This window comes from Flavobacterium adiutor (genome assembly GCF_048282555.1).
Taxonomy (GTDB): Bacteria; Bacteroidota; Bacteroidia; order Flavobacteriales; family Flavobacteriaceae; genus Flavobacterium.
Genome location: NZ_CP182487.1, coordinates 3,691,795 through 3,704,588 on the forward strand (window position 1 = coordinate 3,691,795; position 12,794 = coordinate 3,704,588).

Annotated in this window: 15 protein-coding genes; 5 read left to right on the plus strand and 10 right to left on the minus strand. The window is 32.2% G+C overall.

Going from position 1 to position 12,794, the window contains the following annotated elements:
• Positions 1-46: 46 nt before the first annotated feature.
• From ACNC7R_RS15625 to rpsF, 4 genes are all read right to left on the minus strand, one after another.
• Positions 47-1,045 carry a hypothetical protein gene (locus tag ACNC7R_RS15625; RefSeq protein WP_417941995.1) on the minus strand — a complete coding sequence of 333 codons (999 nt, stop codon included), beginning with the start codon at positions 1,043-1,045 and terminating at the stop codon, positions 47-49.
• Positions 1,046-1,136: 91 nt separating this feature from the next.
• Positions 1,137-1,580 carry a 50S ribosomal protein L9 gene (rplI, locus tag ACNC7R_RS15630; RefSeq protein ID WP_417941996.1) on the minus strand — a complete coding sequence of 148 codons (444 nt, stop codon included), beginning with the start codon at positions 1,578-1,580 and terminating at the stop codon, positions 1,137-1,139.
• Positions 1,581-1,647: 67 nt separating this feature from the next.
• Entirely contained in the window at positions 1,648-1,944 is a 297-nt protein-coding gene (rpsR, locus tag ACNC7R_RS15635) for a 30S ribosomal protein S18 (RefSeq protein WP_026715037.1), read from the minus strand.
• Between the two features lie 5 nt (positions 1,945-1,949).
• Positions 1,950-2,291 (minus strand): 30S ribosomal protein S6, encoded by a 342-nt coding sequence (gene rpsF, locus ACNC7R_RS15640; RefSeq protein WP_007810575.1) that lies wholly within the window; start codon positions 2,289-2,291, stop codon positions 1,950-1,952.
• Between the two features lie 175 nt (positions 2,292-2,466).
• Here rpsF and ACNC7R_RS15645 point away from each other — a divergent pair, with 175 nt between their 5' ends.
• Positions 2,467-3,162, plus strand: a complete 696-nt coding sequence (locus tag ACNC7R_RS15645; RefSeq protein WP_417941997.1) for a LytR/AlgR family response regulator transcription factor — start codon at positions 2,467-2,469, stop codon at positions 3,160-3,162.
• A 59-nt stretch (positions 3,163-3,221) separates the two neighbouring features.
• Here the strand turns inward: ACNC7R_RS15645 and priA are convergent, their stop codons facing one another.
• The 5 genes from priA to nadC form a co-directional block, all read right to left on the minus strand.
• Positions 3,222-5,672, minus strand: a complete 2,451-nt coding sequence (priA, locus tag ACNC7R_RS15650) for a replication restart helicase PriA (protein WP_417941998.1) — start codon at positions 5,670-5,672, stop codon at positions 3,222-3,224.
• Positions 5,673-5,694: 22 nt separating this feature from the next.
• Positions 5,695-6,441 (minus strand): subclass B1 metallo-beta-lactamase, encoded by a 747-nt coding sequence (bla-B1-FLAV, locus tag ACNC7R_RS15655; RefSeq protein WP_417941999.1) that lies wholly within the window; start codon positions 6,439-6,441, stop codon positions 5,695-5,697.
• A 9-nt stretch (positions 6,442-6,450) separates the two neighbouring features.
• On the minus strand, positions 6,451-6,879 hold the full coding sequence (locus ACNC7R_RS15660) for a DUF2147 domain-containing protein (protein ID WP_417942000.1): 429 nt from the start codon (positions 6,877-6,879) through the stop codon (positions 6,451-6,453).
• A gap of 4 nt (positions 6,880-6,883) precedes the next feature.
• Positions 6,884-7,804, minus strand: coding sequence for a YihY/virulence factor BrkB family protein (locus tag ACNC7R_RS15665; protein ID WP_417942001.1), 921 nt, complete (start codon positions 7,802-7,804; stop codon positions 6,884-6,886).
• A gap of 72 nt (positions 7,805-7,876) precedes the next feature.
• Positions 7,877-8,734, minus strand: a complete 858-nt coding sequence (nadC, locus tag ACNC7R_RS15670; protein ID WP_417942002.1) for a carboxylating nicotinate-nucleotide diphosphorylase — start codon at positions 8,732-8,734, stop codon at positions 7,877-7,879.
• Between the two features lie 225 nt (positions 8,735-8,959).
• On the opposite strand from nadC, the gene ACNC7R_RS15675 reads away from it, so the two are divergent.
• The 4 genes from ACNC7R_RS15675 (at position 8,960) to ACNC7R_RS15690 (ending at position 11,797) form a co-directional block, all read left to right on the plus strand.
• The gene (locus ACNC7R_RS15675) at positions 8,960-10,060 is read left to right on the plus strand and encodes a DNA alkylation repair protein (RefSeq protein ID WP_417942003.1); all 1,101 of its coding nucleotides are present in this window, start codon (positions 8,960-8,962) and stop codon (positions 10,058-10,060) included.
• A gap of 165 nt (positions 10,061-10,225) precedes the next feature.
• Positions 10,226-11,107, plus strand: a complete 882-nt coding sequence (locus ACNC7R_RS15680) for a pirin family protein (protein ID WP_417942004.1) — start codon at positions 10,226-10,228, stop codon at positions 11,105-11,107.
• Positions 11,108-11,110: 3 nt separating this feature from the next.
• Positions 11,111-11,506, plus strand: a complete 396-nt coding sequence (locus ACNC7R_RS15685) for an OsmC family protein (RefSeq protein WP_417942005.1) — start codon at positions 11,111-11,113, stop codon at positions 11,504-11,506.
• Positions 11,507-11,512: 6 nt separating this feature from the next.
• Positions 11,513-11,797, plus strand: coding sequence for a GNAT family N-acetyltransferase (locus ACNC7R_RS15690; RefSeq protein ID WP_417942006.1), 285 nt, complete (start codon positions 11,513-11,515; stop codon positions 11,795-11,797).
• On the opposite strand, the gene ACNC7R_RS15695 is transcribed toward ACNC7R_RS15690, so the two are convergent.
• A complete protein-coding gene (locus ACNC7R_RS15695) occupies positions 11,794-12,741 on the minus strand; it encodes an ABC transporter ATP-binding protein (protein WP_417942007.1) in 948 nt (315 codons plus the stop codon). The genes ACNC7R_RS15690 and ACNC7R_RS15695 overlap by 4 nt on opposite strands.
• Positions 12,742-12,794: the final 53 nt, after the last annotated feature.

Below are 12,794 nucleotides of genomic sequence, written 5' to 3' on the forward strand. Positions count from 1 at the left end.
ATAAAATGCTTCAATTTTTAAGCCTGCAAATTTATACTTTTAAAAGTTAATCAAATATCTTTCTTGAGAAAAAGACCCCTTTTATTGAAATAATATTTAATGGGAATTCAACAATAACATGAAGCAAACTTAAAAAATACAAAACCATAACGCCTATCTTATAATTATAAATATACAAAACTACTGATGTTAGCCACAAAAGTAAAATAGATACTAAATACGATTTAGAGATGTTTCTATTCCATCCAATTATTGATGTTTTAGAAAACCAATTTAAATAATGATAGGTATATGAAAAAGCAATAAATGTCTGGATTTTTATAATTAGCACGGAATTAAAATCAAAATATGTAATTGAAATATCACTTAAAATTTCATTTATAGACACAATAACATTCTTAAAACCAGTTTCTAAAAAAGTATCTTTCACCCATTCGGATGTATGAAATGTCAACAAAAAAGGATTGTACAAAATAAAAAAAGGAGTCAAAATTAAAATAATAATTGTTATTACACCATAAACAGAACGATCTTTTAAAACCCCTAGAACCATAAATAATAAGGTAAAAAAATACACATGAATAATGGTAGGCAAAAAAACACTGACAATAAAAAAAGAAAAGGGGAAAAATTTCGGAAACAATAATCCAAAAATGAAAGCAAAAATTAAAGTCAAAAAAATCTTTTTAGAATCTTTAAACAACACCAATCCTATAGAAAAGAACAAACCAGAGACAAGTAAAACACCAAATAACAACATGAAATAGTTACTTAAATAACCTGAAAACACAGTCTCTAATTTTAAATATTTAAAAAACATCAAAAAAGTTATTACTATTGTAAGTACTATTAAAATCCAGATATATTTTCTCTCCTGAACAAAATAATTCTTTTGATGAAGCCAGTTAATTTCAGTTAAGTAATGTAATGGCCCAAAAACCGCATAAGAAAAAAGAAAAAGTTCAAATGGCAGCATTAGAGACAGAAATAAAGATACAAGAATCAAAATAATATTCAATCCCTCAATTTTATTTGCTTTAGTCATATTAAATATTTTCTAAAATATAAATATAAAAAAAATCCCGTTTCATTTTTTTTAAATGAAACGGGATTTAATGTATTATAAACTTAAAAAATTATGCTTTTTCAGCAACAATTTCGTATGGCAAGTCAACGATTACATCTCTGTGCAAACGGATACTTGCAGAATATTTTCCAGTACGTTTTACAACACCACTAGTGATAAATTTTCTATCAATAGGGTTACCAGATTTTTCTAAAGCTTGTGCAATATCAATGTTTGTGATAGAACCAAAAAGTTTCTCTCCACCCGCTTTAGCAGTAAGTTTAATTTCAAGAGATTTTAAAGTCTCAGCTAAAGCTTTAGCATCAGCAACAACTTTAGCTTCCTTGTGTGCTCTTTGTTTTAGGTTTTCAGCTAAAACTTTTTTAGCAGAAGGAGTTGCTAAAGTAGCAAAACCCTGAGGGATTAAAAAGTTACGACCATAACCAGGTTTTACAGATACTACATCATCTTTAAACCCTAAGTTTTGTACGTCTTGTTTTAAAATAATTTCCATGTTGTTGTCCTTATAATTTTAGAAGTTAGGTTCTGACTTACAGAAACCAGCGACTAGATTTTTTTTACTATTTTAATAAATCGGCCACGTATGGCATTAATGCTAAGTGACGAGCTCTTTTTACAGCTACAGACACTTTTCTTTGGTATTTCAATGAAGTACCTGTTAAACGACGAGGAAGAATTTTCCCTTGCTCATTAACGAATTTCAATAAGAAATCAGCATCTTTATAATCGACATATTTGATTCCTGATTTTTTGAAACGACAATACTTTTTAGTTTTGTTTGTTTCTATATTTAAAGGCGTTAGATATCTGATATCCCCGTCTTTTTTTCCTGAAGCAGATTGTTGTAATGTTGCCATAATAATTAAGCTTTTGTAGATTTAAGTTTAGCTCTTCTTCTTTCAGCCCAAGAAATAGCATGTTTATCAAGACTTACAGTCAGAAAACGCATAACTCTTTCGTCACGTCTGAATTCAGTTTCAAAAGCAATCAGAACTTCTCCAGCTACTTTGAATTCGAATAAGTGATAAAAACCACTTTTTTTGTTTTGGATTTCATAAGCCATTTTTTTAAGCCCCCAATCCTCTTTCGATACCATTTCAGCTCCTCTACTAGTAAGAAATTCTTCAAATTTCGTTACTGTTTCCTTCACCTGAACCTCAGATAAAACGGGATTTAAAATGAAAACAGTTTCATAATGATTCATAAATACAATATTTATTTGTTAAAATTGGGTGCAAAAGTAACCAATATATTTTAAAAACCAACATTTTTTTTCTTTTATTCGTTGAAATGCAAAAAACTGGCTATCACCTTAGTTTTTTTTCCAAAAAAATAATACATTTACTATTGTAAACTTGAACTTATTAAATCTAACTCTTATGAAACTAAACTGTGTTGTTGTAGATGATAGTTCTATACAGAGGGCCATTATTGCAAAATTAGTCAACAATCATCCTGGCTTACACCTTATTGGGGACTTTTCTAATGCAATCGAAACAAAAAACTGTATGTCTTTAAACAATATCGATTTAATATTTTTGGATATTGAAATGCCTGTTATTAATGGCTTTGACTTTCTTGATGGTTTAAAATCAAAACCTCAGATCATATTTATTACTTCTAAAGCTGAATATGCATTGAAAGCTTTTGACTATGATGCCACAGATTATCTTCAAAAACCAATAGCCGTTGAACGTTTTAATGCTTCTGTAAAAAGGGCAATTGACATGCATATGCTTAAAAAAGAAGTAAAAGAAGAAGAAGGCGAACACATTTTTATTAAAAGCAACCTTAAAAAGCTTAAAATTTTCACATCTAAAATCAAATGGATCGAAGCTTTTGGAGATTATGTACGGGTTGTTACTGAAGATGACAGTAATTTGGTATTATCAACCATGAAATCTTTTGAGAATGATTTATCAAAAGAAAAATTCATCCGCGTCCATAAATCATATATTATCAACATTGACAAAGTAGAACGTTTCAACAGCAAATTTGCAGAAATTGGTATTACTAAGATTCCGCTTAGCCGAAACAAAAAAGAAGATTTAGTAAGAGCCTTATCGACGCCTTAATATTTAACAAGTTGGATATAATTTGATCTTTAATAATTACATCCAATATCTCTTAATAGTTAATAAAAATCCACATTTACAACCACCTTTATAGCTCTGTATTGCGGAACTGCTTCAAAACTATTCAATATTTTCTGAATAGTTTTTTTTGTAGCTGTTAAAGGCATGTTTTGCGGAATTTTGATCAATATTGTTCTGATATATTCATTTCTTATCCTGTTAATTGCAGGTTCTTCAGGACCTAAAACAGGCAAATTTAAGTTTTGGTTTAAAACCTGATACATCCACATGGTACCTTCTTTTAATTTATCAAAATCACGGTGTCTTAAAGTCAGTTTTATAATTCTGAAATAAGGTGGATATTTATAAATTTTCCTGTCATACAATTGTTCCTTATACATACCCGCATAATCATGCATCGTAACCTGCTGAATTGTATTATGATTTGGATTATAAGTCTGAATCACAACTTTTCCTTGTTTTTTAGATCTTCCGGCTCTTCCTGCGACTTGCGTCATCATCTGAAAGCTGCGTTCAAATGCTCTAAAATCAGGATGATGCAGCATATTATCAGCATTCATAATTCCAACTAGACTTACATTATCAAAATCCAATCCTTTAGCCAGCATTTGTGTACCAACCAAAATATCTATTTCTCTGTTTTTAAAGGCATCAATAATTTTTTCAAAGCCAAACTTCCCTCTTGTCGTATCCTGATCCATCCTTCCGGTTTTTGCCTTCGGAAAAAGTGCGCCTAGCTCCTGTTCTATCTGCTCTGTTCCAAAGCCTTTTGTTGTCAGATCAATACTAGAACAATTATGACAATGCGTTGGCTTTGCTATTGAATAACCGCAATAATGACAACGCAGCTGATTTTTGTATTTATGATAAGTCAAACTTACATTGCACTGCTGACAATGGGGCACATGCCCACAGGTTGAGCACTCAATCACTGGCGAATATCCTCTTCTGTTTTGAAACAAAATTACTTGTTCACCTAAAGACAACGCTTCTGCTATTTCTTCAATCAAAAGATCACTAAAGTGGCCCGTCATTCTTTTTCTAAAATGTTTGTCCTTTAAATCAACCAAAACAATTTCAGGCATTCGGACATCGTTATAACGTTCGGTAATGGTAACTAAACCGAATTTTTGAATTTGAGTATTAAAATAAGTTTCAATGCTTGGAGTTGCTGATCCTAAAAGCACTTTTGCACCATGAAAATTAGCCAAAACAATTGCTGAATCACGTGCATGAAATCGAGGTGCCGGATCAGTCTGCTTAAAAGTCTGTTCATGTTCTTCATCCACAATTAATAAACCAAGATTAGTAAAAGGCAAAAATAAAGCCGACCTTGCCCCTATTACAATTTGTGCTTTTTCTGAATTCTCCAGCGTTTTCTTCCAGACTTCTACCCTCTCGTTGTTACTGTATTTAGAATGAAAAACAGCTACTTTATCGCCAAAATGAAATCGCAAACGAGATACCAGTTGCGCTGTAAGTGCAATTTCAGGCAAAAGATATAAAACCTGTTTTCCTATGGCTAAATATCCCTCTATTAACTTAATATATATTTCTGTTTTACCACTTGAAGTAACACCGTGAAGCAGACAAACCTCTTTTTCTAATAAGCAATTTTCAATTTCATTTAAAGCTGTTTGCTGAGTCTTACTCAATACTAATTGTTTTTCCGAAGCAGCTCCTTCAAAAGAAACCCTGTCATGCTGCAAATAATACTCTTCAAAAATTTCTTTCTCTATTAATGCTTTTACAACTGTGGAAGCCGAATTTGAGACTTCTACCAATTTCTTAACTGTAATGGGTTTCTTTTCTGAAGCACTAATTTGAAAATAAGCCAAAACAATTTCTTTTTGTTTATTAGCATTTTTCAATATTCCCAACAATTCATTTAAACCACTATCAGATTCATATTTCGAATGCAGTTTTACATATCGAACCAATTTTGGTTTATAACTTTCCTTTATTTCCTCTTCTAAAACAATAATATCTTTTGAAATCATTTTTTGAAGAACCGGAAGTATATTTTTCTTATTCAGAATTGAAATGATATCCTGAACCTTAAGTGAACTTTGATGATGTAAAGCTTCATAAATCAAAAATTCATCATCAGAAAGCTCACTATCATGTATTATACGATTTGGTTTATGCGAAATAATCGTTTCACTTTCCAGTAATAACCCTACAGGAAATGCACCACGATACACATCTCCAATCCCACACATATAATAATTTGCTACCCAAAGCCAGTGCTTAATCTGGATTTCTGTTGCAATTGGCTTTTCGTCTAGTATTTGATGAATTTCTTTCGCTTCATACAAACCTGGTTCATTTTGGTGCAGATCAATAACCAAAGCTGTATAAATTTTACTTTTGCCAAAAGGCACTGCTACCCTCATTCCATTTTTAATAAAATGGAATTCAGCTTCAGAAATACGATATGTAAAGGTTTTAGCTAAAGAAAGCGGTAAAACAACTTCGACAAAAAACATGTAATTATTTTAAATTTGTGAATTATTTTTTACCCGAAGTTTGTACCGTATTATATTTCCGAACCATTCTCAAAGTATGTTTCAGAGATTCTGTATTCCTCCAATCATCATGACCAGGAATAATATAAATCGGATTTTTAAATTTCGCTTGTACTTTTTGAAGTGATTTCTCCCATTCTTTCACATCAGCATCCCCCAGATAACCTAAATCTTTTGCTTCTGCACTTTTAACAAAACAACCTCCATAAAGCAATTTATCTTTATCAAACCAAACTACAATATTATCCGGAGCATGTCCTTTTCCTGGGTAATAAACTTCAAAAGTATGTTGACCAACTGTAAAAGTAGTATCATTCGGAATTATAAATTCGGCTCTTTTTTGGTTTTCAAGCTTAAGAATTTGATCTGTCGCTTTTATAGTATACGTTTTAATTCCTTTTTGTCTGTAAAAATTCAAACCTCCTGCACGATCTTCATGAGAATGTGTCGCAAAATACATTATAACATCTTTATTATGCTTTTGTTTAATAGTATCCAATAATGGTTCATACTGCGTTTCATCCCAGGGCGCATCAAACAAAACTACACCAGCGTCTGTAACAAGATACATTGCGTTAGCAGAAATTAACTGTCCTTTGTAATCATGAAATGTTTTATAAACATAAAAGCCACCTGAAAGATGACTTATCTGTAATGATGAATTCTTAGATTGTGCCGAGCTATCAAATAGTGTTGCTAAGAATAAAATTAGGGAAGCTAAATTTCGCATTTTATAAAATTAATTTTTAACTCGTGTCCAGTATTGTGTTCTACCTACAATAGAAATCCCGATATAACCACGAAGTTTTAATTTATCAGCTGAATCCAGAGTAATATAACACTTGTATTTTTTCCCATTTGTTGGGTCTAAAATTGTCCCTCCATTATACTCAGCCCCGTCTTTTTTAAGTCCGTTAATAATTACCATACCTAAAATAGGCTTATTTTTTTCGCCCCCTTCACACTTTATACATACATCTTTTTTATGATCAGCACGAAGTATATCTACGACTTTTCCGTACATTTTTCCGGATTTTTCATAAATCTCTACTATTGATTTTGCCTCACCCGTTTCATCATCAATTGTTTTCCATTTCCCAACAACGCCTTGAGCATGAATAGCATTTAACGATAGAAAAAAAGCAATAGCTAACATCCAATTTTTCATAATCCTATTTATTTTTTTGTTTTAATTTTCTGATTGTGGCATTGAGTTCAAAACCCAGCAGCAGTATCATACAGTTTATCCAAATATAAAACATTAGAATCAATAATGTCCCTATAGAACCATAAAGTTCATTATACTTTGAAAATTTTATAACCCAAATTCCAAAAAAGAACGAAGATATAATAATTAAAACTGTTGTAAAAACCGATCCGATACTAATAAAAGGAACCTTATTGTATTGCCTTGTCCCGTAACGCAATAATATTGAAGATGTTATCAAAATCATAAGCATAACAAACAAATATCTTCCCAAAATAATCAATGGAATCCTGTCGCTCAGCACATCCTGAATAATCGTTTTTTGAATAAACACCTCAAAAACAACAATGGTCGCCACAGTTACAAATAATATAAGTGTCATTACTAGTGAAATCGCAATTGCTACCAAATATTGACTAAAAAAACCACGCTTATCAAAAACATGTTTAGACGATTCAAAACCGCTAAGAATACCATTAATACCATTTGCCATCAAAAAAATTGAAAGCAAAAATCCTGATGACAATAAACCTGAGTGACTATTATTTAAAATATCACTTATTATTTTACTAATCGCATCGTAAGTATTTGGCGGAACTCCCTGTTGCACAAATTGCAGAAAATCATTCTGAAATCCTTCAATAGGAATATAAGGAATTAGATTCAGGATGAACAGTGCAAAAGGAAATAAAGCCATAAAGAAACTAAACGACACCGCACTGGCATGGTAGGAAAAAGCCCCTTCCAGAATACCCAGAATATACATTTCGAGTAAATCATACAATGAAAAACCTTCCAACCATGGTAATTTTATATCCTTTAAGAATTGAATCAAAAAACGTACAACTGGCATTTTCTCAAGCCGATCTCCTATTTCCTGCGACATATAGTATAGTTTTAGTTAGTTGAGCCTAAATTTTAGATTACAAACTCTAATGTACTATGATAAGTTGTTTCTTTAGAAAGCTTTCAGGCTCAAATCCATATTATTAACTGAATGTGTCAAAGCTCCTGATGAAATATAATTTACACCGCAAAGTCCATATTCCCGAATCGTTTTTTCGTTAATGTTACCTGAAGATTCTGTCTGACATTTTTTACCAATTAAGGCTACGGCTGTTTTCGTATCTTCATAATTAAAGTTATCAATTAGAATTCTGTGAACCCCATCGCTCAATAAGATTTCCCGAATTTCATCTAAATTTCTGGCTTCAACAATAATCTTTAAATCCAGATTATTAGCTTTCAAATACTCCTTTGTTTTATTTATTGCTAATGTAATTCCTCCTGCAAAATCGATATGATTATCTTTTAACATTATCATATCGTATAAGGCAAAACGATGATTTTCTCCTCCACCGATTTTTACTGCCCATTTTTCGGCCACTCTGAAATTTGGAGTTGTTTTGCGTGTATCTAATATTTTAGCTCCAGTTCCCTCCAGAAGCTGCATCAAATGATTTGTTTTGGTAGCAATTGCAGACATACGCTGCATACTGTTCAAAACCACCCTTTCAGCTTTCAGAATAGCTTGTGAACGCCCCGAAACTTCAAAAACAACTTGCCCGTATTCTACGTGAGAACCGTCTTCAATAAAAGTTTTTACTTTCAGTCCCGGATCAACATATTGAAATATCATTTTAGCTAGTTCTACTCCAGCAATTATCCCCTGATCCTTTACCAATAATTTAGCTTGTCCGTTTGCAGTATCAGGAACACACGCCAATGAACTAAAATCTCCCGTCCCTACATCTTCCCGAATTGCATTACTTATCAATAATTGTAATTCCGTTTGAAATTGTGCTTCGCTAATCATTTTGTTAAATTTTATAAGATGCTAAAATAGGACTTATTTTGTGGATTTAAAAGTTACTTTAGCCCGAAAAGTTAAATAACATCTTTATCATCTCTTTCATTAAGCATCAATATAATTGGGCAAATAAAGTTTTTTCTAAATGAAACTTAATCTTTAATCGTTTAAACATTTTTATTTTTTGTTCCAGTACATTAAATATCTTTGAGCTTCATTCAAATAAAATTCATGGGATTAATTAAAGATATATACTCCGTTACATTTTACGAAAAATTTGGCCAGGCTGTCGCCGAAGTACATCCTTCATTTCACAAACAGAAATTCATCGATGCCATTTACGAAGGTAATTTTACTCAAAAAGAATGGAAAGACCGAATGAAGCATACAACAGTTGTTCTTCATCAGTTTATGCCTGAAAATTTCCCTGAAGCAGTTGCTTTAATTGACAAAATCATCGAAAACTTAAAGAAAAATAGTTTTACCGATGGTAATCTGGCTTTTATTTTCTTTGCCGATTACATTGAAATATATGGCTTAGATGATTTTGAAACTTCAGTAAAAGCTTTTGTTACAATTACACAATTTATAAGTTGTGAATTTGCTGTTCGTCCTTTCATTTTAAAATATAAACAAAAAATGATTGACGAAATGATAAGATGGTCTTTACACAAAAATCATCATGTACGCCGCTTAGCGAGTGAAGGCTCAAGGCCAAGATTACCTTGGGCAATGGCCATTCCGTTCCTGAAAAAAAATCCAACTTCTATTCTCCCCATTTTAGAAAATTTGAAAAAGGATCCATCTGAATACGTTCGCAGAAGCGTTGCCAACAATCTCAATGATATTGTAAAAGATAATCCGGGAATTGTACTTGAAATCGCTTCCAGATGGAAAAATCACAGTAAAGAAACTGATGGGATAATCAAACACGGATGCCGCACTTTATTAAAGCAGGGACATCCTGAAATTTTAAATCATTATGGCTTAGAAAGCACAAATATTGAACTTTCATCTTTTGAGATCAAAACACCAATTGTAAAAATTGGAGATTATTTGCAGTTTCGTTTTCATTTACATAATAAAAATGAAGAGCCAAAAACGATTCGCTTAGAATATGCTGTTCATTACAAAAAAGCAAAAGGACATCTGGCAAAAAAAGTTTTCAAAATCAGTGAAAAAATCTATCCTCCTAATCAACTAATAAAAATTGAAAGAAACCAGTCGTTTAAATTAATCACAACACGTGTTTTCTATACCGGAATTCATCACTTATCGATTATAATCAATGGAACTGAAAGTGACGTTTTAGAATTTGAACTAATTGATTAAAACATATTTCTCAACTTAGCATATTGGATTTGTAACAGTTTATATAATCCATATATCTTTTATTTCTTATTTTTATAGATACAAATCTAATAACGAATTTTCTTAATCTAAATTAAGTTACACACTTGTACTACTGCTGTAATTTTGTTTCAAATAAAATCAACCATGTCAAATATCAGTTTAATTATAGAAGAACGCGCTGCCAATATTGGCAATTTTATGGTAGGCAGGTTATTGCCTTTCCGTGAAAAAAGAGCCGTTGGACCATTTGTATTTATTGATCATATGGGACCTGCACACTTAAATCAATACGAAAATATGGATGTCCCGCCACATCCGCATATTGGGCTTTCTACGCTTACTTTTTTGTTTGAAGGAAGCATCATGCACCGCGATAGTTTAGGAACTGAATTAGAAATAAAACCAGGTGCTGTAAACTGGATGACAGCGGGAAAAGGAATTGTTCACTCAGAGAGAACTCCCGAATATTTAAGACATTCAGATAAAATGCTTCACGGATTGCAGATTTGGGTGGCGCTTCCGAAAGAACTGGAACAGATCGATCCGAATTTCACTCATGTTGAAGCTCACGATATTCCGGCCTGGGAAGAAAATGGCGTTTCATATAAACTGATTGCCGGTGAAGCTTTCGGAAAAAAATCTCCGGTTCCTGTTTACAGCCCATTATATTTTATTGAAATTAAAAGTAAGGAAACTCAAAAAATGAATATCGGAAAAGATTTATTCGGCGAAAGTGGTTTGTATATTTTAGAGGGAAGCATTAAAAATGGCGAGCATGTTTATGATTCGAAACAAATTCTGATTACTAATAACAGTACGCTTTGCGAATTTGAAATTACAGCCCATTCAACTGTGTATATTTTTGGGGGACAGCCTTTACCTGAAGAGCATTTTATCTTTTGGAATTTTGTTTCATCAGATAAAAATCTTATTGAAAAAGCCAAACAAGACTGGACAGCACAAACATTTCCGAAAGTTCCGGGCGAAACTGAATTTGTACCATTACCAGAACCAAGAAGTAAATAATTTATGGAAACACTATCCGCAAAAATAGATACTCGTTTGTATCGAACAGAAATAACATCTGCCAGTGGAAATATTGTTATTGCAGATGAACCTCAGGAAATGGGCGGTAAAAATTTAGGATTCAGTCCGTCTGAACTTTTAGCCTCATCTTTGGCCTCCTGTACCTTAATTACTTTACGAATGTACATCAACAGAAAACAATGGAATGTTTCTGAAATTGATATAAAAGTAGATTTTGAAAGGGATTCTGATCAAAAAGTATCTTTATTTATCCGAAAGATAGAAATTACCGGCGAAATTGACGATGCTCAAAAACAACGCTTAGAAACTATTGCAAACAGCTGTCCGATTCATAAAACATTAACTAATTCAATCGAAATTAAAACAACACTAATATAATTCATCATGGACATCCATCAAATCAACGATATAAGAAAAGGCTATTTTGAAGCTATCGAAAACGAAAAACAAGCCGGAAAAATGACCTATACATGGGCAGGAGATGCAAAATTCATCATTGACCATACTGAAGTAAACGAAGAATTCAACGGAAAAGGCGTTGGGAAAAAACTAGTTATGGCAGCTGTAGACTACGCCAGAAATAATGGTCTGAAAATTATTCCACTTTGTCCTTTTGCAAAAAGCGTTTTTGACAAAACAGAAGACATTCATGATGTATTATTTGGTTAAGTATTAAGCCCTAAGAAAATAGTTATTTCAAGAGGTAAATCAAATTCGTTCTCAAAAAATATCAGTTGCCTCTTGTAAACAGTTTCAATCAAATAGTGATTTCCTCTGAAATAGGTTCTTCGGACTTTAACTTCCAAATCAGAATGCTCAACCATGATTAACTGATGTGGATAAACTAATGATTTTTCAGTTTCATCTTCGGAAGGTCGCAATAAATGAGTTGGAATCTCATTAACTTCTCCAAAAAGAGAGGCGATATATTTCGAAGATGGATTTGTATAAATTTCTGCCGGATTACCTTTAGTCATAATTTCTCCGTTGCGCATAACGATAGCTTCATTGGCAAATGATAAAGCATCTGTACTGTCATGCGTAGCAATAATACAGGTGATTTTTTTCTGTTTCAAATATCTAAATAAATTTCGGCGTAACGCATTTTTTCTAAAAGCATCAATTTGACTAAAAGGTTCATCAAGCAAAATAACTTCAGGTTCTAATGCTAAAACACGAACTAATGCTACTCTTTGCTGCTGTCCGCCACTTAAAAATTTTGCTTTAATATTTGAAAACTGCTCCATCTCAACCATTTCTAAAAGCTCCTGAACTCGCAGCTTCTTCATATTAGCAAAACCATTAGAAAGAAACTTTCCTACGTTCTCAGCTACCGTTTCATAAGGTGATAAATCGAAATCCTGTGCCAGATATTTCATATAAGGCATTCCCGGAATTAAATTATATTTCGGCCCTAAAACTGGTTTTTCTTCGTAAAAAATTTTTCCTTCATCCAGATCATACAGTCCATATATGAGTTTTAAAAGCGTACTTTTTCCACAGCCGCTTTCACCAATAATAGCAATGTTTTCACCTTTATTTATGGTAAAAGAAACGTTTTTTATAACGGGTTTATCGGTATACGAAAATGAAATATTTTGAATGTCAAGCATGTGTTTTAATTGAGAGTTCAAATTTACAATGTTTAATTTCGAAAGGCAAAAAA

Bases quoted from the DNA above. Each gene is read 5' to 3' on its own strand.
- ACNC7R_RS15625 (WP_417941995.1), bottom strand. From the start codon at position 1,045: ATGACTAAAGCAAATAAAATTGAGGGATTGAATATTATTTTGATTCTT.
- rplI (WP_417941996.1), bottom strand. From the start codon at position 1,580: ATGGAAATTATTTTAAAACAAGACGTACAAAACTTAGGGTTTAAAGAT.
- rpsR (WP_026715037.1), bottom strand. From the start codon at position 1,944: ATGGCAACATTACAACAATCTGCTTCAGGAAAAAAAGACGGGGATATC.
- rpsF (WP_007810575.1), bottom strand. From the start codon at position 2,291: ATGAATCATTATGAAACTGTTTTCATTTTAAATCCCGTTTTATCTGAG.
- ACNC7R_RS15645 (WP_417941997.1), top strand. From the start codon at position 2,467: ATGAAACTAAACTGTGTTGTTGTAGATGATAGTTCTATACAGAGGGCC.
- priA (WP_417941998.1), bottom strand. From the start codon at position 5,672: ATGTTTTTTGTCGAAGTTGTTTTACCGCTTTCTTTAGCTAAAACCTTT.
- bla-B1-FLAV (WP_417941999.1), bottom strand. From the start codon at position 6,441: ATGCGAAATTTAGCTTCCCTAATTTTATTCTTAGCAACACTATTTGAT.
- ACNC7R_RS15660 (WP_417942000.1), bottom strand. From the start codon at position 6,879: ATGAAAAATTGGATGTTAGCTATTGCTTTTTTTCTATCGTTAAATGCT.
- ACNC7R_RS15665 (WP_417942001.1), bottom strand. From the start codon at position 7,804: ATGTCGCAGGAAATAGGAGATCGGCTTGAGAAAATGCCAGTTGTACGT.
- nadC (WP_417942002.1), bottom strand. From the start codon at position 8,734: ATGATTAGCGAAGCACAATTTCAAACGGAATTACAATTATTGATAAGT.
- ACNC7R_RS15675 (WP_417942003.1), top strand. From the start codon at position 8,960: ATGGGATTAATTAAAGATATATACTCCGTTACATTTTACGAAAAATTT.
- ACNC7R_RS15680 (WP_417942004.1), top strand. From the start codon at position 10,226: ATGTCAAATATCAGTTTAATTATAGAAGAACGCGCTGCCAATATTGGC.
- ACNC7R_RS15685 (WP_417942005.1), top strand. From the start codon at position 11,111: ATGGAAACACTATCCGCAAAAATAGATACTCGTTTGTATCGAACAGAA.
- ACNC7R_RS15690 (WP_417942006.1), top strand. From the start codon at position 11,513: ATGGACATCCATCAAATCAACGATATAAGAAAAGGCTATTTTGAAGCT.
- ACNC7R_RS15695 (WP_417942007.1), bottom strand. From the start codon at position 12,741: ATGCTTGACATTCAAAATATTTCATTTTCGTATACCGATAAACCCGTT.